25 protein-coding genes are annotated in these 20941 nt (G+C 70.0%); 11 read left to right on the top strand and 14 right to left on the bottom strand.

Going from position 1 to position 20941, the window contains the following annotated elements; genetic code table 11:
* Positions 1 to 14: 14 nt before the first annotated feature.
* A complete protein-coding gene (locus tag ACIBK6_RS32590) occupies positions 15 to 359 on the bottom strand; it encodes an ArsR/SmtB family transcription factor (protein WP_399055411.1) in 345 nt (114 codons plus the stop codon).
* Between the two features lie 288 nt (positions 360 to 647).
* On the opposite strand from ACIBK6_RS32590, the gene ACIBK6_RS32585 reads away from it, so the two are divergent.
* Positions 648 to 1631 (top strand): cation diffusion facilitator family transporter, encoded by a 984-nt coding sequence (locus ACIBK6_RS32585; protein WP_399055409.1) that lies wholly within the window; start codon positions 648 to 650, stop codon positions 1629 to 1631.
* A gap of 369 nt (positions 1632 to 2000) precedes the next feature.
* Here the strand turns inward: ACIBK6_RS32585 and ACIBK6_RS32580 are convergent, their stop codons facing one another.
* The 3 genes from ACIBK6_RS32580 to ACIBK6_RS32570 are packed head-to-tail and all read right to left on the bottom strand — an operon-like array spanning position 2001 to position 4444.
* On the bottom strand, positions 2001 to 2786 hold the full coding sequence (locus ACIBK6_RS32580; RefSeq protein ID WP_399055370.1) for an ABC transporter permease: 786 nt from the start codon (positions 2784 to 2786) through the stop codon (positions 2001 to 2003).
* Positions 2783 to 3751 (bottom strand): ATP-binding cassette domain-containing protein, encoded by a 969-nt coding sequence (locus tag ACIBK6_RS32575; protein ID WP_399055368.1) that lies wholly within the window; start codon positions 3749 to 3751, stop codon positions 2783 to 2785. The genes ACIBK6_RS32580 and ACIBK6_RS32575 overlap by 4 nt, the downstream gene beginning before the upstream one ends.
* A gap of 27 nt (positions 3752 to 3778) precedes the next feature.
* Complete coding sequence (locus ACIBK6_RS32570) at positions 3779 to 4444, bottom strand: DUF4097 family beta strand repeat-containing protein (protein ID WP_399055366.1); 666 nt, start codon at positions 4442 to 4444, stop codon at positions 3779 to 3781.
* 223 nt (positions 4445 to 4667) lie between these two features.
* On the opposite strand from ACIBK6_RS32570, the gene ACIBK6_RS32565 reads away from it, so the two are divergent.
* Complete coding sequence (locus ACIBK6_RS32565; RefSeq protein WP_399055364.1) at positions 4668 to 5423, top strand: helix-turn-helix domain-containing protein; 756 nt, start codon at positions 4668 to 4670, stop codon at positions 5421 to 5423.
* Between the two features lie 40 nt (positions 5424 to 5463).
* On the opposite strand, the gene ACIBK6_RS32560 is transcribed toward ACIBK6_RS32565, so the two are convergent.
* Complete coding sequence (locus ACIBK6_RS32560) at positions 5464 to 6462, bottom strand: LysR family transcriptional regulator (protein WP_399055362.1); 999 nt, start codon at positions 6460 to 6462, stop codon at positions 5464 to 5466.
* Positions 6463 to 6563: 101 nt separating this feature from the next.
* Here ACIBK6_RS32560 and ACIBK6_RS32555 point away from each other — a divergent pair, with 101 nt between their 5' ends.
* Both ACIBK6_RS32555 and ACIBK6_RS32550 read left to right on the top strand, forming a co-directional pair.
* Positions 6564 to 7757, top strand: coding sequence for a M6 family metalloprotease domain-containing protein (locus tag ACIBK6_RS32555; RefSeq protein WP_399055360.1), 1194 nt, complete (start codon positions 6564 to 6566; stop codon positions 7755 to 7757).
* Positions 7758 to 8149: 392 nt separating this feature from the next.
* Positions 8150 to 9346, top strand: coding sequence for a peptidase S8 (locus ACIBK6_RS32550; protein WP_399055407.1), 1197 nt, complete (start codon positions 8150 to 8152; stop codon positions 9344 to 9346).
* 95 nt (positions 9347 to 9441) lie between these two features.
* On the opposite strand, the gene ACIBK6_RS32545 is transcribed toward ACIBK6_RS32550, so the two are convergent.
* The 3 genes from ACIBK6_RS32545 to ACIBK6_RS32535 all read right to left on the bottom strand — a co-directional run bounded on the left by ACIBK6_RS32545 (position 9442) and on the right by ACIBK6_RS32535 (position 13048).
* Positions 9442 to 10512, bottom strand: a complete 1071-nt coding sequence (locus ACIBK6_RS32545) for an aromatic ring-hydroxylating dioxygenase subunit alpha (RefSeq protein WP_399055358.1) — start codon at positions 10510 to 10512, stop codon at positions 9442 to 9444.
* On the bottom strand, positions 10509 to 12077 hold the full coding sequence (locus ACIBK6_RS32540) for a flavin-containing monooxygenase (protein ID WP_399055356.1): 1569 nt from the start codon (positions 12075 to 12077) through the stop codon (positions 10509 to 10511). Before ACIBK6_RS32540 ends, ACIBK6_RS32545 begins: the two co-directional genes overlap by 4 nt.
* Positions 12078 to 12547: 470 nt before the next feature.
* Positions 12548 to 13048: a DUF5994 family protein gene (locus tag ACIBK6_RS32535; protein WP_399055354.1), complete on the bottom strand. Its 501-nt coding sequence runs from the start codon at positions 13046 to 13048 to the stop codon at positions 12548 to 12550.
* A 315-nt stretch (positions 13049 to 13363) separates the two neighbouring features.
* On the opposite strand from ACIBK6_RS32535, the gene ACIBK6_RS32530 reads away from it, so the two are divergent.
* The 3 genes from ACIBK6_RS32530 to ACIBK6_RS32520 all read left to right on the top strand — a co-directional run bounded on the left by ACIBK6_RS32530 (position 13364) and on the right by ACIBK6_RS32520 (position 14549).
* The gene (locus ACIBK6_RS32530) at positions 13364 to 13936 is read left to right on the top strand and encodes a DUF5994 family protein (RefSeq protein WP_399055352.1); all 573 of its coding nucleotides are present in this window, start codon (positions 13364 to 13366) and stop codon (positions 13934 to 13936) included.
* Between the two features lie 5 nt (positions 13937 to 13941).
* Positions 13942 to 14172, top strand: coding sequence for a hypothetical protein (locus ACIBK6_RS32525; protein WP_399055351.1), 231 nt, complete (start codon positions 13942 to 13944; stop codon positions 14170 to 14172).
* 104 nt (positions 14173 to 14276) lie between these two features.
* Positions 14277 to 14549, top strand: coding sequence for a hypothetical protein (locus ACIBK6_RS32520; RefSeq protein WP_399055349.1), 273 nt, complete (start codon positions 14277 to 14279; stop codon positions 14547 to 14549).
* 605 nt (positions 14550 to 15154) lie between these two features.
* Here ACIBK6_RS32520 and ACIBK6_RS32515 read toward each other — a convergent pair.
* The 5 genes from ACIBK6_RS32515 to ACIBK6_RS32495 all read right to left on the bottom strand — a co-directional run bounded on the left by ACIBK6_RS32515 (position 15155) and on the right by ACIBK6_RS32495 (position 17616).
* Complete coding sequence (locus ACIBK6_RS32515; RefSeq protein WP_399055347.1) at positions 15155 to 15490, bottom strand: hypothetical protein; 336 nt, start codon at positions 15488 to 15490, stop codon at positions 15155 to 15157.
* Positions 15487 to 16101: an RNA polymerase sigma factor gene (locus ACIBK6_RS32510; RefSeq protein WP_399055345.1), complete on the bottom strand. Its 615-nt coding sequence runs from the start codon at positions 16099 to 16101 to the stop codon at positions 15487 to 15489. Before ACIBK6_RS32510 ends, ACIBK6_RS32515 begins: the two co-directional genes overlap by 4 nt.
* Positions 16102 to 16176: 75 nt before the next feature.
* Positions 16177 to 16488: a hypothetical protein gene (locus ACIBK6_RS32505; protein WP_399055343.1), complete on the bottom strand. Its 312-nt coding sequence runs from the start codon at positions 16486 to 16488 to the stop codon at positions 16177 to 16179.
* Between the two features lie 191 nt (positions 16489 to 16679).
* The gene (locus ACIBK6_RS32500; RefSeq protein ID WP_399055341.1) at positions 16680 to 17456 is read right to left on the bottom strand and encodes a MerR family transcriptional regulator; all 777 of its coding nucleotides are present in this window, start codon (positions 17454 to 17456) and stop codon (positions 16680 to 16682) included.
* 4 nt (positions 17457 to 17460) lie between these two features.
* The gene (locus tag ACIBK6_RS32495; protein WP_399055339.1) at positions 17461 to 17616 is read right to left on the bottom strand and encodes a hypothetical protein; all 156 of its coding nucleotides are present in this window, start codon (positions 17614 to 17616) and stop codon (positions 17461 to 17463) included.
* 230 nt (positions 17617 to 17846) lie between these two features.
* On the opposite strand from ACIBK6_RS32495, the gene ACIBK6_RS32490 reads away from it, so the two are divergent.
* Positions 17847 to 19016, top strand: a complete 1170-nt coding sequence (locus ACIBK6_RS32490) for a serine hydrolase domain-containing protein (RefSeq protein ID WP_399055337.1) — start codon at positions 17847 to 17849, stop codon at positions 19014 to 19016.
* 131 nt (positions 19017 to 19147) lie between these two features.
* Here ACIBK6_RS32490 and ACIBK6_RS32485 read toward each other — a convergent pair whose 3' ends face one another.
* Positions 19148 to 19306, bottom strand: coding sequence for a hypothetical protein (locus tag ACIBK6_RS32485; RefSeq protein ID WP_399055335.1), 159 nt, complete (start codon positions 19304 to 19306; stop codon positions 19148 to 19150).
* Between the two features lie 165 nt (positions 19307 to 19471).
* Here ACIBK6_RS32485 and ACIBK6_RS32480 point away from each other — a divergent pair, with 165 nt between their 5' ends.
* From ACIBK6_RS32480 to ACIBK6_RS32470, 3 genes are all read left to right on the top strand, one after another.
* Positions 19472 to 19849, top strand: coding sequence for a VOC family protein (locus tag ACIBK6_RS32480; protein ID WP_399055333.1), 378 nt, complete (start codon positions 19472 to 19474; stop codon positions 19847 to 19849).
* A 62-nt stretch (positions 19850 to 19911) separates the two neighbouring features.
* Positions 19912 to 20289 (top strand): VOC family protein, encoded by a 378-nt coding sequence (locus ACIBK6_RS32475; protein ID WP_399055331.1) that lies wholly within the window; start codon positions 19912 to 19914, stop codon positions 20287 to 20289.
* A gap of 33 nt (positions 20290 to 20322) precedes the next feature.
* Positions 20323 to 20901 (top strand): TetR/AcrR family transcriptional regulator, encoded by a 579-nt coding sequence (locus tag ACIBK6_RS32470; protein WP_399055328.1) that lies wholly within the window; start codon positions 20323 to 20325, stop codon positions 20899 to 20901.
* Positions 20902 to 20941 lie beyond the last annotated feature (40 nt).

The raw sequence follows: 20941 nt of genomic DNA, 5'->3' as shown, positions 1-20941 counted from the left end.
CCCTCCGGAGGCGGTCAGTCGTGGGGCGGCAGGTGGCCGATCTGGTGGTCGGCGACGTTCAGGGCCTCGTCGACCAGGCGCCGCAGGTGCCCGTGGCGCAGGCCGTAGACGACCCGGCGCCCCTCCTTGCGGGTGGTCACCAGTCCGGCCAGCCGCAGCCGTGCCAGATGCTGGGAGACCGAGGTGCGCGCCGCCTCGCAGGTCTCGGTGAGCGTGGTCACGTCGGCCTCGCCCTCGCCCAGGCGGCGCAGCAGGGCCAGGCGGGTGCGGTCGGCGAGCAGTCCCAGCACCTCCACGGCCACCGCCAACCGCTCACCATCGCCTGGCTCCTGCGCATCGTGCGCACCTGATAGGTGCATGCGTGCGTTCATACGCACATAATGGTGGGGTACGCAAGCGAAGTCCAGCCCGGCCCAGCCAGCCGAGCCCGAAAGGTACGAGGCACCGTGAGCGAGCAGACCCACCCCCACGAGCCGCACGACCACGACCACCCGGGCCACGGGCACGGGCACGGGCATGACGGTCACGGTCACCCGTTTTACGCGGACGGAGACCACCACGGCCACGACCACCGCGACCCCAACCATGACCATGGGCACGGGCACGACCACGCCGATCACGCTCGCGGTCACGGCCCATGGGCGCGGATGCGCCACCAGCTCGCGCACATGGTCACGCCGCACAGCCATGAAGCCATGGACAAGGTCGACTCCGTGATGGAGACCTCCCGTGAAGGCATGCGCACCCTGTGGCTGTCGCTGGGCGTCCTCGGGATCACGACGGTGATCCAGGCGGCGATCGTCGCGTTGTCCGGGTCGGTCGCGCTGCTGGGCGACACCATCCACAACGCGGCCGACGCACTGACCGCGGTGCCACTGGGCATCGCGTTCGTGCTGGGCCGCCGGGACGCGAACCGCCGCTACACCTACGGCTACGGCCGCGCCGAGGACCTGGCCGGCATCGCCATCGTCCTCACCATCGCCGCCTCCTCCGCCCTGGCTGCCTACGAGGCCGTCGACCGGCTGCTCAACCCCCGCGACGTCACCCACCTGTGGGCCGTGGCCATCGCCGCGGTGGTCGGTTTCATCGGCAACGAGTTGGTGGCCCGCTACCGCATCACCACCGGCCGCAGGATCGGCTCCGCCGCCCTGGTCGCCGACGGCCTGCACGCCCGCACCGACGGCTTCACCTCCCTCGCTGTGCTCCTGGGCGCCGGCGGCGTCGCCATCGGCTGGCGCTGGGCCGACCCGGTCGTCGGCCTGCTGATCACCGCCGCGATCCTCCTGGCCCTCAAGGACGCCGCCCGCGAGGTCTACCGCCGGCTGATGGACTCCGTCGACCCGGCACTTGTCGACAGGGCCGAGGCCGCCCTGCGCGAAGTGGACGGCGTCCAGCACATCGGCCAGGTGCGGATGCGCTGGATCGGCCACGCCCTGCGCGCCGAGACCGACATCGTCGTCGACCCGAAACTCACAGTGGCTCAGGGCCACGCCATCGCCGCCGAAGCCGAGCACGCGCTCATCCACGCCGTGCCACGGCTGACCGCCGCCACCGTCCACACCGACCCGCACGCCGACGCACCCGGCGGCACCGACCCGCACGCGATCCTCAGCCATCACGCGGCCCGCTGACGTCGCCGAAGACTTCCAGGGGCTGGCCACGACGTCCTGGCCCGCACCCTGGTGGGTGAGCCCTCGAACACCGAGCCCGCACACACGCCGGTCGTACAAGACCCTCGGGACTCAACTCCCCGATCCACCAAGGGAGTTGCATATCAACATCCGTCCGGTACGGTCCCGTCCCCTCACCGCACAGCCGCCACCGGCCGCCACACCCACACCATTCAGCCGCACCCCCACCGGCCCAAGGTGCGGCATGCACGGCGGAAAAGAGCCGAATGGCCGAAAACGCCGACGGGGCGGCGTGCACCGACTCAGTGTCGGAGTACGCCGCCCTCGGGCGGAACGGGTTGCGGGAGGTGGCCCGCGTTGTCATGCCGGTTACTTCGGGTCGCTGTTGAACTTCGCGGTCGACCAGAAGTATCCGAGCACGGTCAGGCCCAGGCACCAGGCGACGGCGAGCCACCCGTTGTGGCCGATCGGGCTGCCGAGCAGCAGTCCCCGCAGGGTTTCGATGGCCGGGGTGAACGGCTGGTACTCGGCGATCGGCTGGAACCAGCCGGGCATGGAGTGGACCGGGACGAAGGCGCTGGAGAGCAGCGGCAGCAGGATCATCGGCATCGCGTTGTTGCTGGCGGCTTCGGCGTTCGGGCTGATCAGGCCCATGCCGACGGCGATCCAGGTGAACGCCAGGGCGAAGAGCACGAGCAGTCCGAACGCCGCGAGCCAGTCCAGGACGGTGGCGTCGGTGGAGCGGAAGCCGATGGCCACGGCGACGGCGCCCACGAGGACCACGCTCATGATCGACTGCAGCACGCTGCCGACGACGTGCCCGACGAGCACCGACGGGCGGTGGATCGCCATCGTGCGGAAGCGGGCGATGATGCCCTCTGTCATGTCGTTGGAGACGGAGACCGCGGTCCCGACCACGGTGCTGCCAATGGTCATCAGCAGGAGCCCCGGGACGATGTACGCGATGTATGCGGAGCGGCCGCCGCCACCGACGCCGGCGCTCATCGTGTCGCCGAAGATGTAGACGAAGAGCAGGAGCAGCATGATCGGGGTGAGGAGCAGGTTCAGCGTGAGGGAGGGGTAGCGCCGGGCGTGCAGGAGGTTGCGGCGCAGCATCGTGGTCGAGTCGCGTACGGCGAGGGAGAGGGAGCTCATCGGACGGTCTCCTTGGACTGGTTCGGCTGGGTGGGCACGTTGGCGCCGGTCAGGGCGAAGAACACGTCGTCGAGGTCGGGGGTGTGCACGGTCAGCTCGTCGGCCTCGACGCCGGCGGCGTCCAACCAGTCGAGGATGGAGCGCAGTTCGCGCTGGCTGCCGCCGCTGGGGATCTGCAGTGACAGCGACTCGTCGTCCCTAGTGACCTCGCGCAGTGCCGAGGCGGCGCCCTGATGCGCGGCCGGGTCGGTGAAGCGCAGGCGTACGTGTCCGCCCGGGACGAGCCGCTTGAGCTCCTCGGCGGTGCCCTGGGCGGCGATCTTGCCGTCGTTCAACACCGCGATCCTGTCGGCGAGTTCGTCGGCCTCGTCCAGGTACTGGGTGGTGAGGAAGACGGTGACGCCGTCGGAGACCAGCTCGCGGATGATCTGCCACATGTTGTGCCGGGAGCGCGGGTCGAGGCCGGTGGTCGGCTCGTCGAGGAAGATGATCCGCGGGTCGCCGACCAGGGTCATCGCGATGTCGAGGCGGCGCTTCATGCCGCCGGAGTAGGTGGAGGCGGGCTTCTTCGCGGCCTCCACCAGGTCGAACCGCTCAAGGAGTTCGGCGGCGACCCGCCGCCCTTCCCGCTTGGGCAGGTGGTGCAGGTCCGCCATGAGGAGCATGTTCTCCTCGCCGGTGATCAGGCCGTCGACGGCGGAGAACTGCCCGGTGACGCCGATCGCGGCGCGCACCGCCTGGGGGTCGGTGGCCAGGTTGTGGCCACCGATGTGGATGTCGCCGGTGCCCTGGTCGGCGGAGATGAGGGTGGAGAGGATCTTGACGGCGGTGGTCTTGCCGGCGCCGTTCGGGCCGAGCAGGGAGAAGATCGTTCCTTCGGGGACGGTCAGGTCGACGCCGTCGAGTACGACTTTGTCGCCGTAGGACTTGCGCAGCCCGTTCGCCGCGATGGCCAGGTTGGTCATGTCGGGTGCTCCTTCAGAGACTGCGGGTCAGAGGCTGCGGGCGGTGATGTTGCCGTGGGTGGTGGTCGCGTGGATGTTCAGGGCGGCGGCGCCTTCGGTGTTCTTGAGCGAGTTGTGGATCCGGCCGTGGCCGGTGCCGGCGTCCAGGGAGGCGGAGACTCCGGCCGCGGCGCCGACCGACAGGTCGCCGGACTGGGTGCTCAGCACGACCGTGCCGGACGCGGCCTCGGCGATGTGGATGTCGCCCTGCTGGGTGCTGATCTCCGCGGGGCCGGTGAGGCGGCCGACCACGATGTCACTGGCGTGGGCGGTGAGGCGGACACTCGCGGCCTCGTCGATCTTGACCGGGCCCTGCGCGCCCTCGAAGGCGATGTCGCCGAGGCGTCCGACGACCCGGAATTCGGCGCAGGCCTTCGCTTCGACGCGGGAGCCGGCGGGCAGCTGGATGGTCACCTCAAGGGACCCGGAGGGGCCGAAGTACTGGTTCTTCGCCGTCAGGGCCTCGATCCGCAGGACGCCGTCGGCGTATTCGACCGTGGCCTGCTCCGCTGCCTTCACGTCGCGGCCCTTCGAGGCGTTCGCGGGCCGGACCTCGACCGTGGTGTCGGCCCGGTCGGCGGCGATGATCTGGACGCGCCCCGCGGGGATGTCGAGGACGGCGGAGACCGGGGCGGGGGTGGCGAACTTCTGCATCGTGCTCTCCTTCAGGTCGTTGTTTCTGACTTGGGAAAAGCTACGTTGCGTTCATAGATACGGCAACACAGTCGTTGCGCTGGATTGTCATCCATACAGGTCAGAGGCACTAATTCGTTGCAATAGTTTTGATTCTAATGCAACAGAAGCCCGCCGAGCGTTGCAATGAATGAGCGGTGAACGCTATGCTGGAGGCATCAGGGAAGTACGAAGGGAGATCGCGATGCCGGGAGGCAGACTCACCCAGCAGGAACGTCAGCAGATCGCGCTGGGACTGGCAGACGGCCTCGCCTACGCGGAGATCGCCAGACGTCTCGACCGTCCGACCTCGACCATCACGCGTGAGGTGATGCGCAACGGCGGCCCCACCGCCTACCGCGCCGACGTGGCCCATCGCGCCACCGAACGCCGCACCCACCGGCGCAGGCAGGCGGCGCCCCGGGGCCCGGGGGTGCCCGAGCAGGCCCACGGGCGCGACGCCGAGGCCGTGCGCGAGTACGAGGAGACGTTCGCCACCGTCTTCATGCAGCAGGGCCTGCCCAAGATGACGTCCCGGGTGCTGGCGTCCCTCTACACCACCGACGAGGGCAGCCTCACCGCGTCCGAACTCGTCCAGCGCCTCCAGGTCAGCCCGGCGTCCATCTCCAAAGCGGTCACGTTGCTCGACAGCCAGGGCCTCATCCGCCGGGAACGCGACGAACGCCGCCGCGAGCGCTATGTCGTCGACAACGACGTCTGGTACCAGGGAATGATCGCCGCAGCCCGGGGTCACGCCCAACTCGTCGAGACCGCGCGGAAGGGCGTCAACGTCCTCGGCCCCGACACCCCGGCCGCCGCCCGCCTCGAAAACATCGCCCGCTTCGTCGACTTCGTCGGCGAGGGCATCGCCCGCGCCGCGGAGCAGGCCCGCGAGGTCCTCTTCACGAAACCCGAAACGACCTCGGGCGGCGCTGCCACGTCAAGTCCGGATCGCGGCTGAGCGCTCCGCGGGACGTGGCGTTCGTCGGCTGATGGCTCGCCTACGCCTTGGCAGTCATCGATTCGGCGGGTTCCTGGGCCTGCACCCCGGCCAGGTGGGGGAACCGCTGCCGCCAGCGCGGGTAGGCGGGGTTGCCGGTGCAGGCGGCCAGGTAGCCGGCGCCGACGCCGCGCAGGACCTCCGTGCCGTGGGCGGCGAGCGGGCCGGTGCGGTGCCAGGCCAGAAGGTGGCGGTACCAGAGGGGGTTTCCGGCCAGGGGGCGGACGGTGACGCCGGGGACCTCGATGAAGGTGGCCTGGCACAGGGTGACGGCCAGTCCGGCCCGGACGATCTCGACCAGTTGCCTGCCCTCGGCCTCGTACGGGGTGAAGGGGCGACGGTGCGTCAGGGCGCAGACGGAGGACCAGTACTCCCGGGTGCGGTCCCGGTCGGGGCCCGGAACCGCCCAGTCCTCGTCGAGCAGTTGGGCCAGCGAGACGTCCTCCTGGGCGGCCAGCGGGTGGGCCGCGGGAAGCAGCGCGAACACGGGCTCGGTGACGAGCGGGGCGAGGGTGACGCCGTCCCGCAGCGGGAGTCGCTGTTCGGGGTTGTCGCCGAGGACGGCGGCCTCCAGGCGGCCCGCCGCCAGGTCGTCCAGGAGAGGGGCCGGGGAGTGCTGGCAGCGGGAGGTCACTTCGGCTCCGGGCAGCAACTCCCGTACCGCCAGGATGAGATGGGCGAGCAGGGGAGCGCCGACGGATCCCAGGCGGAGGCGGTCCACGGGTGACCTGCGGCGGGTGGCGCGGGCCGTGTCGGCGAGCAGGCCGTCGATGCCGGGCAGGATGGTCTGGGCGCGGCTGAGCACGAGTTCGCCGAAGTCGGTGGGGACCGCACCGGCCCGTCGGCGGTCGAAGAGCGTCCCGCCGAGCATGGCTTCGATGCGGCGCAGCTGGGCACTGAGCCCGGGCTGGGTCATGCGCAGTGCGGCGGCGGCCTTGGTGAGGCTGCCCGCCTCGGCGATCGCGCAGACCACTCGCAGGTGCCGTACCTCCAGTTCCATGGCGCGGATGTTATGGACCGCCGACATCTTTCGGCCAGAGGTGGCTCTCCGTCAGTCTTATGTGAAATGTCACACGGCGTTCATCGAAGGGTCGCCCATCCATGAGACGTTCCGCTTCGCCACCGGCGGCAGCCCGCAAAGCGCTACTGTCCACCCTGGTCACCGCCTTGCTCCTGCTCCTGTTGGGCGCCCCCGCCGCCCACGCGCAGGACGGCGCGTCCGCCTGCGCTCTGCGCGGCACGACCGGCTGGACGGACGAGGGGCATGACACCGACTACTCCGTCTTCCAGCGGCCCGCCGGCACCATCAGAGTGGCCATGATCTTCGTGGACTTCCCCGACGCCCCGGCCACCGAGTCCCCGGCAAGCGACGCCGCCCAGCTCACACCGGGCGCGGACTGGGTGTGGAACGCCTCGTACGGGAAGGTGTGGCTCGCCATCTCCCAGCACCAGCAGTGGGTGCGGATGCCGCACAACTCCACCGACTACGGCTTCGCGCGCGGACTGAGCCACGAGGCACACGAGGCCTACATCAGGGACGCGGTGACCGCCGCCGACCCGAACGTGGACTTCTCGCAGTACGACATGGTCTATGTCGTCCCGACGAGGAACGCGGCGGCCATCTCGTTCACACCCACCTACGTGTACGAACCGGGCACGGCCGGTGTCGTCGCCGACGGCACCACCATCAAGTGGGCGGTCACCTTCGGCCAGGACATGTGGAACTGGGGGCCCAAACTGCTCGGCCACGAGACGGCGCACACCTTCGGGCTGCCCGACCTGTACGCCTTCGACACGGGCACCGACGCCCACCGGTTCGTCGGCGGCTGGGACGTGATGGGCCTGGTCGGCGGAAAGGCGCCGCAGTACTTCGGCTGGGAGTCCTGGAAGCTCGGCTGGACCGACGACAGCCAGGTCTACTGCCAGGCTTCGAGCGGCAGCGGCACCGTGTACCTGACGGCCGTCGAGTACGGCGGCGGAACCAAGATCGCCGTGGTGCCCACCGGACCGACGACCGCGTACGTGGTCGAGTCCCGCCGGGCCGTCCAGGCGGACACGGCGACCTGCTCGACCGGCGCGCTGGTCTACAAGGTCGACACCTCCGCGCAGTCCGGCTACGGGCCGATCCAGGTGATGGACGCCAAGCCCACCGCCACCCCGGCGAGCGGCTGCCGCCCGCTGGACGACGCTCCGTACTGGGCCGGTGAGTCGTTCACCGACTCCTCCGCCGGCGTGCGCATCGATGTGCTGGGCGCGGACGGGTACGGCGAGACGGTGCGCGTCACCAAGGCGTAGGCGAGCAAGGGAAGTTGTACCCCGGCCGAACAACGGCCGACCCCCCGATGGCGTCTTCGTGATGACAAGTCATCAGGGCGCTGGCAAGCCTCCGGCTCGTTTCAGCCACATCTCTTCACTACTCCCCCACAGAAGACACACGCCCGTGCACAGCCGATAGAAAGCCTTTGCCTTGGGGCGGCTGTCAACTAGTGGTGTCTGTCGGTACGTTCAGGAACTGCCCCCACTCCACGTGGTGGCAGTTCCAAAACGTCACATTGTCATGCACCTGACGTTTCTTTCGCGTTCTGTCCATCCCCAGGGCAGGACGCTCCCCCCATGGAGGAAGTACCGTGCAACAGAAGCGAACCTTCAGATTCGGACATCGATCCGCCGGCACGGCGTCCGCGCTGATGTCCCTGCTCGCTCTCGTCACCGGCGGCCTGCTCGCCGCGACCCCGTCCGTCGCCGCCCAGCAGCCCGCCTCGCCCGCCGCCTCCCACGTCAAGCACTTGTGCGCGAAGCCGGCCAAGCCCGGCATGATGCACTGCCTCGCGCTGGCCCGTACGGACGTCAAGCAGCACCGCGGCATATCCGCCGACGCCGCCGCCGCTCCCTCCGGCTACGGCCCCGCCGACCTGCAGAGCGCCTACAACCTTCCGGCCAACGCCGGATCCGGCGCCACGGTCGCGATCGTGGACGCCCAGGACGACCCCAACGCCGAGTCGGACCTGGCCACCTACCGGCAGACGTACGGCCTGCCGGAGTGCTCGACGGCCAACGGCTGCTTCAGCAAGGTCGACCAGAACGGCGGCACCAACTACCCGACCGCCGACTCGGGTTGGGCCGGCGAGATCTCGCTCGACGTCGACATGGTCAGCGCCGTCTGCCCGCAGTGCCACATCCTGCTCGTCGAGGCCAACTCCGCGAACATGTCCGACCTCGGTGCCGCGGTGAACCAGGCCGTCAGCATGGGCGCCAAGTACGTCTCCAACAGCTACGGCGGCAGCGAGGACTCCACCGACGCGCAGTCGGACTCCGCCTACTTCAACCACCCGGGCGTCGCCATCACCGTCTCCTCCGGTGACAGCGGCTACGGCACCGAGTACCCGGCCGCCTCCCAGTACGTCACCGCCGTCGGCGGCACCTCGCTCAGCCGGGACAGCAGCTCGCGCGGCTGGTCCGAGTCGGTCTGGGGCTCCAGCGCCGGCGGCAACGGCGCGGGCTCGGGCTGCTCCGCGTACGACCCGAAGCCGTCCTGGCAGACCGACACCGGCTGCACGAACCGCACCGTCGCCGATGTCTCCGCGGTCGCCGACCCCGCCACCGGCCTCGCCGTCTACGACACCTACCAGGCTTCGGGCTGGAACGTGTACGGCGGCACCAGCGCCTCCTCGCCCATCATCGCCGGCGTGTACGCGCTGGCCGGCACCCCCTCCGCGAACTCGACCCCCGCATCCTTCCCCTACGCCAACACCTCGGCTCTGAACGACGTCACCAGCGGCGCCAACGGCAGCTGCAGCCCGAGCTACCTGTGCACGGCGGGCACCGGCTACGACGGCCCGACCGGCCTCGGCACCCCCAACGGCACGGCGGCCTTCACCGGCTGACCCAAGGGGCCGCCGCCGCGTGCGGCGGCCCCGACGGATTCCACTGCGCCTCCCGCTGACAACTCAGCGGGAGGCGCGGTGGGTTCCGCGGTGTGTCAGGTGCCCGCTGACGCGGGTTCCTCCGCGGCCGGGGGGAGGTTGCGCCGGTAGAAGCGCCGGTAGGCGCGGACGGTGGGACCGTCCACCGCCGACCAGAGGTCCCTGGCCACCGGGCGCATCCAGCGCAGGATGTCGCGGTCGGCATCGTGATTGCGCTTGACCAGGCGCCACAGGAAGGCCGCCCAGAGACGGTTGGCCGGCCAGAGCAGCCAGTCGGGGCCGAGCTTGCGGACGATCAGGCTCCACGTCGCGATCGTGACACCGGGCCGCACCGGGCTCACGGCGGCGACGAAGGCCATCCGGGGTGGTCCGCCGTCCGGCGGCGAGCCCGGCAGCGGGGTGACCAGCGCGGTGGTCGGGTTCACCATCGAGACCAGGACGTACGGGCGGAAGTGGTGGATGCGGATGCCGTCCGAGTCGGCGGGCTGGATCCGGAACGAGAAGTGGCGCCCCTCGTCGCGTACCGGGACGGAGACCATGGGGTGCCCTCTGCTGTGTGCGTAGGGCCAGTGCGAGGCGTCGGTGACGTGTTCGCTGATGGGGAGCAGATCCGTGTGGCACACCAGGACCTTGCCCGCCAGACAGAGGTAGCGACGGCGGTCCTCGGCGAAGTCGAGCTGGTCCAGGGGCTCCGGGGCTGGGGATCCGTGCCAGAACCAGATGATGCCCGCCCGTTCGGTCACCGGGACGCTGCGCTGCGCGGCCCGGGAGGGGATCCGGTCCGCGCCGGGGATCTTCCGGCACGTCCCTTCCGCGTCGAACTCCCAGGCATGGAAGCCGCAGACAAGATTCTCCTCGCGGACGTGACCGCACCGGCTGAGGTCGGCACCCATGTGGCAGCACTGGCTGTCGACCATCCCCAGCCGTCCGCCGCGCGTACGGAACAGCGCGTACCGCCGGTCCATATAGGTGACCGGGACCACCTGGCCGCGGCGGAGGTGTCTGCTGAAGCGGGCGAAGTACCAGCCGGTGGGGCAGGGTTCCTGCGGTCCGCCGGCACAGGTCGCCTGCGGGCTTTCGAGCTCACGGTCGTATCGCTGCGCCCGGGGGCGCCGCCCGCGCGTCATGCGGTGATTCCTTCCTCACCCGCCGGACAACTGTCGTCCGCGGCCGCCCGGGGCGCCGGCACCGCGGTGGCGGGTGCGTGGCAGGTGTAGGCCGCGGCGTCGAAGCGGCTGAGGCGGCGGACGAGCCGGCCGGTGGACCAGGGCCAGCAGAAGGTGTTGCGCCCGCTGGGGCTGAAGTAGTAGCTGGAGCAGCCACCCGCGTTGTACACGGTGGTCCTGAGCGCCTCCTGCACCGAGGTGTTGTACGCGGCCTGGGCGGCCGGTCGCACATCCATGGAGGTGTAGCCGCCGAGCCGCAGGTGCTTCAACGCGGAGCAGAGGTAGGCGAGTTGGGCTTCGAGGACGCTGATGGCGGAGGTGGAGCCGGCCAGGAGGTTGGGTCCCAGGAGGAGGAAGAGGTTGGGAAACCCGCTGATGCTGGTGCCGAGGTAGGCCTGGGGTCCGTCCTCGTCCCACGTCTCGTGCAGCGTCCCGCCGTTCGCGCCGTGCACGTTCCGGGCGAGCGGCAGCTCGCCGATGCGGAAGCCGGTGGCGGTGATCAGCACGTCGGCCTCGGTGCCGGTGCCGTCGGCTCCGATGACACTCCTGCCGCGGACCGCGCTGACGGCGGTGGGGTGGAGATGGACGTGGGGCTGGGTCAGCGCCGGGTAGAACGTGCTCGACGTCAGCAGCCGCTTGCAGCCCAGCCGGTAATCGGGCGTCAGCGCCCGGCGCAGCGCCCGGTCACGGACCGCGAGGCGCAGATGGGCGCGGGCCGCGGCCTGGACCGGGCCGACGAGCCGTGGGTGGCGGAAGGCGTAGCCGAACCCCTCCTGCAGGCCGTACTGGCAGGCCCGGATGGTGCGTTGCACGCCGGGAAGATGAGCCAGGCACCAGTGCAGAGCGGGGGGAACCGGAAGGTCGGGTCGGGGCAGCAGCCACTGGGCGGTGCGCTGGAAGAGGTGCACGGCCGCCGCCTGGGCCTGGATGGCCGGGATGATCTGAACGGCGGAGGCGCCGCTGCCGACCACGGCCACGCGCCGGCCGGTGAGGTCCACGGAATGGTCCCACTCGGCGGTGTGGAACACGGGTCCGGGGAACTCGCCGAGTCCCGGTACGTCGAGCCGCCGCGGCTCGTGCCACGGCCCGGTGGCCAGGACCAAGGCCTTGGCGCTGTAGGCGCCGTCGGTGGTCTCCAGCCGCCAGCGCGCCCCGCTCGGGTCCCACCGGGCCCGCAGCACCTGGACACCGCACCGCAGCACTTCGCCGACTCCGTACCGGTCGGCGGTCACCCGCAGATAGTCGTGGATCTCCTTCTGCCCGGCAAAGGTCCTGCTCCATTCCGGGTTCGGGGCGAACGAGTACGAATACAGCGAGGACGGCACATCGCACGCACACCCCGGATAGGTGTTCTCCCGCCAGGTGCCCCCGATGTGCGGGGCCTTCTCCAGCACGAGAAGGTCACGGACGCCTTCCTGGCGCAACCGGATGGCCGCACCGATGCCGGAGAACCCCGCACCGACCACCAGCACCTGCACGTCCCTGCCCGCTCGGGCATCGCACGGCGGCTCAGGCACAAGTGACACAGGTACTCCAGGGGCAGCGGGACCACGCACCACCCTCCACGGGGCCGGTGACAGCTCAGTGTGAGGGAGGCGGGGACACGGACCGCCAAGATCCCGGCGTACGCCACTCATTTGGTTGACGGACGACAACAGGCGTGTCCGATAAGGCGTTCGAATCCACGCCCTGCCCACCTGTCGAGACGTTGCAGGGTTCGGTCCGTCGGCCCGACGAGCTGGCGGGCGCGGCCACAACCGTGGCGGAGTGGCGTCGGCTACACGATGGGTCCACGTCACTACGCCGGCCCAGAGGGGTGTCCGGTGGGTCAGCGTCGGATGCGCGGCGTCTGGTGCCGCGCATCGCGAGGCGCCGCAGCGTCTTCAATGGGGGTTCCCCTGGCCCTTAGGCATTGAGGGAGGAGCTATGTGGATTCGACCGCGGCGAGGTGCCGTGCCAGGCGTCGCGACCCCGGCCACGACCCACCGGATTCCCCCTAGCTATCGCCGTCGGTTCCCGGTCGCGTTTCCGCAGGCTCGGTGGTGGTGATGAGGATTTGTGCGGCCTGGGTGATGTTGTCGACATGGACCGCCCGGGCCATCGCGGTGCGCGCGGCATCGGCGGTGGTGTGCGGAGGGACCACGAGCAGTGCGAAGTGGTCGTTCTCTCCGCGAGTGATGAGGACGGTGTCATCACCGACAGGGAAGGAGTCGAGGTGCACGACCCGGTCGTCTATCACCAGGCGGGTGGGGAGTCGATTCCAGGCGGTGGCGTCCAGGCCCACGCGCGTAATGGGGCCGAGATGCTCGGCCAACGCCGTGATCAGGGGGGGAAGTTCCGCCTCGATGTTACGGGATCGCGGCCACCACGCACCGTCGAGGACCCCTTCACGGGTCTGCGTCGTCTCCAGCCGGAGGAGCGCCGTTCCGGGCTTCACAGCGTGGTGAATACCGTCAGGGAGAAGCTTCGGAGGGGTGGGGGCGTCGGATTCAGCCATGATGGTTCGCCTGTCCGCGAGGTGCGGCGACACGTCGTCCGACGCCGGTACGACGTCGGTGGGGCTGTTGACCGACGATGTGCCACCCTTGTTCCACAGTACTCCGGATGCCTGTCTGGAGACTCGTCGCCGCACGTCTGGGATTGCTCGCCGTGCACCGGGAAATGCCTGGTCACGCGGCAGGTTTGAGGGCTGCGGACCGGAGTAGAGTGAAGGAACCGGGAGTATTTCGTGCGCCCGCTCCCACGCGGGTGTCGTTCCTGGCGATCAAAAGTGCCGGACTGTCGCAGACGAGTCCGGGGGCAGGTCCGCTCCATGACCACGACCATCGACGGCGTAACGCCTCGCGTCCTTGCTCCGTCGCTACCCGCACGGCTGTCCCTCACCCCCAGGACCACACTCGCGGGACAGTTGGACGGCGCCTGGTGGCCCTACTCCCGCGATCTGTACGCCGAGCTTCCGGCACTGGCGGACGCGTTGGACGAGACCTGGGGGCGCATCACACGCGTCACAGTGAACCCCGCCCGCTGGCCCGTCATCCCGCACAAGGTGCCTGCCGCCGGGCACACCGTGCACGTGGGCTGGTTCACCGAACAGGACCCCGACAAGCTGATCCTGCTCTCGCGCACGGTCGCTCGCTGGGACCTGCTGGTGATCCCGCCCGAAACCGAACCGGCCGCCGCAGCCCGGCTGATGTCCGCCGCCTCGATCCCGGGGAGCGTCCTCACCGCCGCCGCGTTGATGGCCGCCGAAGCCGTCATCGGCGGCGCCGTTGACGCCCGGGTCAGGGAGAACAGCTGGGAGACTGAAGGCGGGGCGTGCATGTCCCCCTTCGGGCACCCGATCGGGTGCCCGGTCGGCTCCCCTCCCACGGACCCGTGGAGGTGAGCACCATGGAGACCATCCTCCTCATTGCGGCGATCATCATCATGACTGCCATCGGTGTGCGGCTCATCCATCTGCTCAATGCCCAGCACGACGCGAGAATCGCGTCGTACCACTTCGGCGAAGCCCTGCCGGGTGTCGGCCGACGCAGCAGGAAGCACCACAGGCGGACACCGGGAGCTCCCCGTCAGCCGGCCGACACCGCCGGTCGTGCAGACCGCAAGGACACCGGCCGGTGACCCCGACCTCCCTCTGACCGGGGCAGCGGGCGGGTCCCCGGGCGTCCCGCTCACCGGCTTTCGCCTCGGCGCCCACCCCACCCCACGCACGAGAGGACGCGGTCATGGCAACACTGCATGAGCGGAAGGCCTACCGCGCGCAGGTTCTGCGGGCCCTGTATGAATCCACCGAAGGCAATCGCCTTCTCGGACTCACCGGCGCAGAAATCGGCAGCACTCTCCACGTCCCGGAGCAGGACCTGGCCGCTGCCTGCACCTACCTGGCGGGCGAGGGGCTGATCACCGTCGACTGGGAACCGGGCAACACACCCGCGATGGTGACGCTGACCCACCAGGGAATCCGGCTGATGGAGGCCGAGGAAGAGGAGCATGGCTGAGCGCGCCGTTCAGCACCGCGTTCCAATTTCGATCACGGACGTCCAGAGACCGGCGATCGGCCTGCCCGACAGCAGGTGTGCCGCAACCGTGTGCCTCGCTGTTGCACAGGCCAGGGCCCGTCGTGTCACTCCCGCGACCACTCGGTCTCGGCCTGGGGCTCGCCGACGGGGTGACTCCCCTCCCACGCCCGGACCCGAATCGCCCGGGGACCGGGAGCAGGCCGCGAGAGCGTGCGCACAAACACGTCTCGCAGGTGGTTCGCCGCCTGCTGGGGCGGCCCGTCGTAGTCCAGTGGATTCGGCATCGGAACGCCGTCCGCAGGGGACCAGCGACCGTCGTCGTCCTGGGTCTCAAGAATCCACCGATAGCGCCGCATCCTGGCCTCCAATGATGACGGTTCTCCCCCAGAACACGACCCTATGGGCAACGGCGGACTGTCGGCGACCGGCGGCCTACCCTGCCAAGGACAGCTGGCCGGAGAGACCCAGCTTCATGCCCCTGAAGCAGCAGGTCGCGGGTGCTCCGTGGGAGCTGTCCGGGGTACGGCACCACAGGCGCCGACAGCCGGGCGAGTGTGCCGTACCGGCCGCGATCCGGACATGGTCTATGGCGGGTTGATCACCCGTGGGTCCGTACGGGACGGGCCGACCGGGCTCGGTGTGGACGGGGGTGGTTCGCTGATGCCCGGGGCGTGGGCGGGCGGTGCCGGAGCCGGGTTCAACGGGCTGCCGGGCACCAGCAGGCACACGGCCACCACCGTCGCGGCCACACCGAGCGCGGCGAAGGCAACCCTGCGCACCCGGGCCACTCCCCAACTGCGGCCCTGCGGGGGGTCGTCGCGGCGCAGATCGCTGTGCGTGACGAGTGCGCCGCGGGCGGCCAGCGCGGCGCGCACCCGGTCGTCGGTCGCGAACCGGCGGTCTTCGGCATTCGGGTTCATCGGCCCGCCCCCAGCTTCTTCTCCAGAATGTCCAGCGCGCGGCTCGCGGTGGACTTCACCGTGCCGCGCGCCAGTCCGAGCGTCTGCGCGATCTGCGCCTCGGACAGCTCCGACCAGTAGCGCAGCACCAGTACTTCGCGCTGACGCTGCGTCAATTGCGCTAGGGCGTCCAGGACTTGGCGGTGTTCCTCGGCGAGCAGCAGTCCCTCGTCGAGGGGCGGCCCGTAGCCCTGGTGGGGCGGGGTGTAGGCGCGCGAGGTACGGCGTCGGCGCAGCACCGAGCGGGCCGCGTTGACCACGGCGGTGCGCAGGTAGGCCCCCGGGTCCTGGAGGCCGTCCAGCGAGGTGCCGTACATGCGGCAGACGGCGGCGAAGGCGTCCTGGACGACGTCCTCGGCAGTGGGCAGATCGTCCACCAGGAAGAGCGCGAGCCGCACCATGTCGAGCCGCCGCGCCCGGTACAGCTCGGTCAGCGTGGGCGGCGGTTCGTCGTCGTACGGCGTGTCGAGTGCCCGCAGATGACGGCCCCGGACCGGCCTGTCCTCGGTCCGGGGCATGCGGGAGAGCAGCCGGGACCACCAGGGATGGGCTGCGGGGATGGCGTACTGCATGGGCCTCGATCCGTTGCGGGAGGGGCGGGCGGGCCTGCGCGGAGGCCCGCCCGCCCCGTGGTGCTGCCGCTGCTGCTACTTCTTGACTCCGCTGCCCGGGTGGATCACCTTGGGCGCGTCCCCGGACGTGGCGGACCCGGCGGCGGGCTTGGCCGCGTCGGCCGACTTGCCCGCCTCGACCTTCGGGGTACCGGCGGGCGTGGAGACGGCGGGCTTCGACGCGGCCTGCGGGGCCGCGTCGCCGGCCGTGGCGACCTTCGGCGTGGCGGGGCCGGAGTCGGCGACGGCCTGCGCGGCGAAGGCGCCGCCGAGGAGCAGCGTGATACCGGTGACGGCACCCAGGACCCGGGGGCGGGGGCGGTAGTTCCGCTTGGCGTGCACAGACATGGGACTCTCCCGAGGAGGTGACGGAAACACGGTCTGGAACAGCTGGTGAAGGGCGCCTTCAACCCACCAGACGTGCGGCACCCCCTGAGGTTGCGACCACGTCCGAGAAAGTTTGACGCCGGTCTTCAGCGCGGAAGGGCGTCCTGATGTGGCTGTGGAGGGTCCTGATGTGGTTGTGGAGGTCTGAGCCGTCACGGATGCGGGATGTCGATGCCGGCCGCGCGCAGGTTCGCCTCGACCAGCGCGTTCAACCGGGCGATGGACGGTGCCTGGTCTTCCCGGTGGTGGTTGACCAGTCCGTACCGGGAGGCGGCGTCGGACCGGTTCTGAAACCCGGTCGGCATCGCCAGCTGTGCACTGTTGGCCAGCAGCTTGTCGGCCAGCGCGGACGCCAGCTCCTCGATCCGCGGGTCGTCGGGATCCCAGGACGTCGCGTCCAAGCCGCGCTTGGTCAGCTCGACGAACTCGGGATCGTCAAGCCCGTGTTCAAGCCTGGTCAGGAAGGTGTCGAAGACCTCCGGGACCAGCGCCCGGGCCAGCACCAGGGCCTCCCGTTGAGTGGCCACGTAGTCGGGACTGAAGCCCAGATCGGCGAGTCGGTCCAGGACCGCGCAGGCCCGGTCGGGCAGCAGGACCCGGTCGCCCTGGGCGAGCCGGTGCAGGGTGTCGCGGCGCGCGATCAGGTCCTCGATCTGTTCGGTGAGCCGACGATGGACGTCGTCCAGGTCGGCGGCGAACCGCTCGGGATCGGCGTCGAGCAGGTCACCGATCTCGGCCAGCGGCACGCCGGCCCCGGCCAGGGTCCGGACCTGGACCAGCCGGAGCAGGTCGGCCGACCCGTAACGCCGGTAGCCGGAACCGTCACGTTCCGGCTCGGCGACCAGGCCGAGCCGGTGATAGTGCCGCACGGTCTTGATCGTGACGCCGACGTACGCCGCCGCCTGACCGATCGTCAGCCCGTCTGCCATCGGCTCAGCACACCTCCGGATCGTGGGCGGTTGCGGTCTCACGAACCGCGTCGGCGACACGGAAGTCCGTGCGCAGGATCGAGCCGTGGTCGCCGGAGACCTCCGCGCTCACCTTGAGGTATGGGTTGCGGGCGATCACATGGGCGAGGGTAGCGCGCACCTGTTCCAGCTCATCGCCCTCGTAGACGAGGCGGGCACCCGAGCGACCGCGTACCGCACCGGGACGGTCAGCGTGTCGAGGCCCCCCGGTCGCGAGAGAGGTTGACCTTGACCTTAGGTCAGGGTGCACGCTCATCGCATGGCCGCCTCAAAGGGGCCGGTAGCCGGCAGAGCCGCCGTTGTGGTTTCGAGCTGTGCCAAACACCTACTTTCGCGAGTTGAGGAATGACCATGGGTGAGTCCCTCCGCACCACGAAGAACTCCGTTGCCGGGCCGGATCGCCCGGAGCTGCAGAAGGCCATCCAGGAGATCGTCGATTCCGGTCTCGCCGGAGTGCAGCTGCGCGTGCACGATGACCGGGGCCAGTGGGTCGGCAGCGCCGGGGTGCGCGAGCTGGGCGAGGCCGCCGAGCCGCCGGCCAACGGGCACTTCCGGATCGGCAGCAACACCAAGACCTTCACCGCGACCCTGGTACTGCAACTGGTGGCCGAAGGAAGGATCGGACTGGACACCCCGGCGGCCGACCACCTGCCCGAGTTCGGGCTGGACCGGCGCATCACGGCGCGGATGCTGCTGCAGCACACCAGCGGGCTGTTCAACTTCACCGGCGAGGTCTACGACGACGGGACGGTCGCGCCGGGAATCCCCGTGACGGACCAGGAGTGGGTGGACAACCAGTTCCACACCTACCGGCCCGAGGAGCTGGTACGGCTGGCGTTGTCCAAGCCGGCGCGGTTTGAGCCGGGGACGGACTGGAGCTACTCCAACACCAACTACGTGCTGGCCAGGCTGCTGATCGAGAAGGTCACAGGCCGCTCCTACGGTGCGGAGATGCAGCGGCTGATCCTGGGTCCGCTCGGCCTGTCGGGCACCGTGGTGCCGGGCGCCTCGCCGGAGATCCCCGAGCCGCACGCCCACGGCTACTACCGGTACCAGGACGCCGGCCAGTGGAAGACGGTCGACACCACCCGCTTCAACCCCTCCTGCCTCTCCGCCGCCGGTGACATGATCTCGACCACCCAGGATCTCCACACGTTCTTCTCCGCGCTGATGGGCGGCAAGCTTCTGCCGGCCCCACTGCTGGCCGAGATGCGCACGCCGCACCCCAAGAGCGGCGACTACCGCTACGGCCTCGGACTGTTCGTGCAGGACACGGACTGCGGCGGCACCATCCTCCACCACAACGGCGGCCTTTGGGGCTGGGCGTCACTGATGTACAGCACGCCCGACGGCAGTAAGACCCTGACCGCCTCGCTGACCTTCGGGGACGCCGAGCTCGGCCTCGCCGCCATAGCCGAGGCGCTTGAGACGGTGAAGCAGAGGCTCGTCAAGGAGGTGTTCTGCGGCGGGCAGTCCGGCTCGGCCGACGAGACGGCCGATCCGACTCGGCCGACGGGCTGAGCACCTCGGCCCCGTACGCCTTGAAGGTGGACTCCTTGAAGTCGCTCAGCTGGCCTCGGCCTGTTCGGCCTGGGCTTTGGTGTGGGCTTTGGTGTGGGCGAGGCGGTAGGACTCGGTGCCTGTCCGGTTACTCATGGCCGGGTCGGCGATGCACCCTCCGGGGCGCGCAGCAGGACGGCCGGCAGATAGCCGGAGCTGATGCGCGGCTCCCACCCGTGCACCTGGACAGCCAGCGCGGCCGACGGGACCGCGGCCAGCGGCAGCAGGCTCCGGGGAGCCGCGTCACACACTCTTGCACGGTGGCCGGGTACGGGTCGGCCCCGGCCGGGGACCCGGGAGGAACGGTGGGCGTTCCGAGCCAGCCGCTTCAGCCCCGGACACGCGGGGCAGGGTCCGTCGCTTCGATCCTGGATGTCGAGAGCCGGGGCCATCCGGAGGCCGCTTAGGATCGGCCCGTGATCGCTGAACTGCAGTGTGTGGTGCTGGACTGTTCCGATCCGGTGGAACTCGCCGAGTTCTACCAGTCGCTGCTCGGCGGGGCCGTCAACCAGCCGGATCGGCGGTGGGCGCTCGACGACGACTGGACGACATTGCACACACCGTCCGGCCTCGTCCTCGCCTTCCAGCGGGCCCCGGACCATCAACCGCCCGTGTGGGCCGATCCGTCGCGGCCCCAGCAGTTCCATCTGGACTTCGGCGTCGCGGACTTGGACCGGGCACAGGAGCAGGTGCTGGCCCAGGGGGCGACGGTGTTGGACGCCGATTCCGACGGGCGGGGCTGGCGCATCTATGCCGACCCTGCCGGGCATCCGTTCTGCCTGGTCCGGCACTGAGGACGGCCACCTCCAGGGTGTGCGTCGCGAGGGTCCCCCGATCGGCCCGGAGGTGCAGTGCCATGCCCGCGCAGATGAGGTTGAGCGCGATAACACTCGACTGCCCGGATCCGCCTGCTCTGGCGGCGTTCTACCAGCAGGCCACCGGCCTCGAACCACACCCGGAGTCGAACGCCGACTTCGCCGGTCTCAACCGCGAGGACGGACTCTTCCTCGGCTTCCAACGGGTCGACGACTACCGGCCTCCGAGCTGGCCCGACCAGTCCGTCCCCCAGCAGCTTCACCTCTGCTTGATGAGGCTCCCTGAAAGCGGCCACCCCCAGCTCGGGGGGGACCCCACAGCGACGGACCGGGTGTCCGAGCTCGGACACCCTGGGGCTCTCGGCGACGTGCCGGGAGGCTGCGTTGACACCGGCCGTCGAGAAGCGACATCTATTTGACCCTGAGGTCAAAAACGGTGCTACGGTAACGCCATGGGCAGGCCGAAGCAGTTCGATCCGGAGGTGGCGGTGGAGCGCGCGATGGGCGTGTTCTGGCGCAAGGGGTACGCAGCGACGACGCCTCAGGACCTCGTGGACGAGATCGGCATCGGCAAGGGCAGTCTGTACAACACCTTCGGCAGTAAGCACGCATTGTTCGAACGCGCGCTGGCACGCTACCGCGACTCACAGGCCGCTTGGCTGACGGAACTCCTCGACCATCCCGGTTCAGCGAAGGACCGGCTGCGGGGCGCACTGGAAGCCCTGGTCGAGCTCGACTTGGGCGACCGGGATCGGCGCGGCTGCATGGCGGTCAACACCGCCGCCGAGTTGGCCCCCTCGGACGCCGAGACGGCCGACACCGTGCGCAAGATGTTCGCACGCACGGAGAGCGCGTTCCGGGCGACCGTCGAGGAAGGCCAGCGGGCCGGCGAGATCGACGGCGGACGCGACGCGGCGGCACTGGCCGCCTGGTTGCTCGCGACGGTGATCGGCATGCGGGTACTGGCCAAGACCGCCGAGGACGCCATGCAGCTGAGGCGGGTCGTAGACGCCGCAATGGCGTCCTTGTAGTCAGCTGTCTCGACAGATGGCCCAATTTTTTTCGCACTTA

The organism is Streptomyces sp. NPDC050485, from assembly GCF_044458185.1.
Lineage (GTDB): Bacteria > Actinomycetota > Actinomycetes > Streptomycetales > Streptomycetaceae > Streptomyces.
This window is presented reverse-complemented; position numbering and strand designations above follow the sequence as displayed.

Bases quoted from the DNA above. Each gene is read 5' to 3' on its own strand.
- ACIBK6_RS32590 (WP_399055411.1), bottom strand. From the start codon at position 359: ATGCACCTATCAGGTGCGCACGATGCGCAGGAGCCAGGCGATGGTGAG.
- ACIBK6_RS32585 (WP_399055409.1), top strand. From the start codon at position 648: ATGCGCCACCAGCTCGCGCACATGGTCACGCCGCACAGCCATGAAGCC.
- ACIBK6_RS32580 (WP_399055370.1), bottom strand. From the start codon at position 2,786: ATGAGCTCCCTCTCCCTCGCCGTACGCGACTCGACCACGATGCTGCGC.
- ACIBK6_RS32575 (WP_399055368.1), bottom strand. From the start codon at position 3,751: ATGACCAACCTGGCCATCGCGGCGAACGGGCTGCGCAAGTCCTACGGC.
- ACIBK6_RS32570 (WP_399055366.1), bottom strand. From the start codon at position 4,444: ATGCAGAAGTTCGCCACCCCCGCCCCGGTCTCCGCCGTCCTCGACATC.
- ACIBK6_RS32565 (WP_399055364.1), top strand. From the start codon at position 4,668: ATGCCGGGAGGCAGACTCACCCAGCAGGAACGTCAGCAGATCGCGCTG.
- ACIBK6_RS32560 (WP_399055362.1), bottom strand. From the start codon at position 6,462: ATGGAACTGGAGGTACGGCACCTGCGAGTGGTCTGCGCGATCGCCGAG.
- ACIBK6_RS32555 (WP_399055360.1), top strand. From the start codon at position 6,564: ATGAGACGTTCCGCTTCGCCACCGGCGGCAGCCCGCAAAGCGCTACTG.
- ACIBK6_RS32550 (WP_399055407.1), top strand. From the start codon at position 8,150: ATGTCCCTGCTCGCTCTCGTCACCGGCGGCCTGCTCGCCGCGACCCCG.
- ACIBK6_RS32545 (WP_399055358.1), bottom strand. From the start codon at position 10,512: ATGACGCGCGGGCGGCGCCCCCGGGCGCAGCGATACGACCGTGAGCTC.
- ACIBK6_RS32535 (WP_399055354.1), bottom strand. From the start codon at position 13,048: ATGGCTGAATCCGACGCCCCCACCCCTCCGAAGCTTCTCCCTGACGGT.
- ACIBK6_RS32530 (WP_399055352.1), top strand. From the start codon at position 13,364: ATGACCACGACCATCGACGGCGTAACGCCTCGCGTCCTTGCTCCGTCG.
- ACIBK6_RS32525 (WP_399055351.1), top strand. From the start codon at position 13,942: ATGGAGACCATCCTCCTCATTGCGGCGATCATCATCATGACTGCCATC.
- ACIBK6_RS32520 (WP_399055349.1), top strand. From the start codon at position 14,277: ATGGCAACACTGCATGAGCGGAAGGCCTACCGCGCGCAGGTTCTGCGG.
- ACIBK6_RS32515 (WP_399055347.1), bottom strand. From the start codon at position 15,490: ATGAACCCGAATGCCGAAGACCGCCGGTTCGCGACCGACGACCGGGTG.
- ACIBK6_RS32510 (WP_399055345.1), bottom strand. From the start codon at position 16,101: ATGCAGTACGCCATCCCCGCAGCCCATCCCTGGTGGTCCCGGCTGCTC.
- ACIBK6_RS32505 (WP_399055343.1), bottom strand. From the start codon at position 16,488: ATGTCTGTGCACGCCAAGCGGAACTACCGCCCCCGCCCCCGGGTCCTG.
- ACIBK6_RS32500 (WP_399055341.1), bottom strand. From the start codon at position 17,456: ATGGCAGACGGGCTGACGATCGGTCAGGCGGCGGCGTACGTCGGCGTC.
- ACIBK6_RS32490 (WP_399055337.1), top strand. From the start codon at position 17,847: ATGGGTGAGTCCCTCCGCACCACGAAGAACTCCGTTGCCGGGCCGGAT.
- ACIBK6_RS32475 (WP_399055331.1), top strand. From the start codon at position 19,912: ATGCCCGCGCAGATGAGGTTGAGCGCGATAACACTCGACTGCCCGGAT.
- ACIBK6_RS32470 (WP_399055328.1), top strand. From the start codon at position 20,323: ATGGGCAGGCCGAAGCAGTTCGATCCGGAGGTGGCGGTGGAGCGCGCG.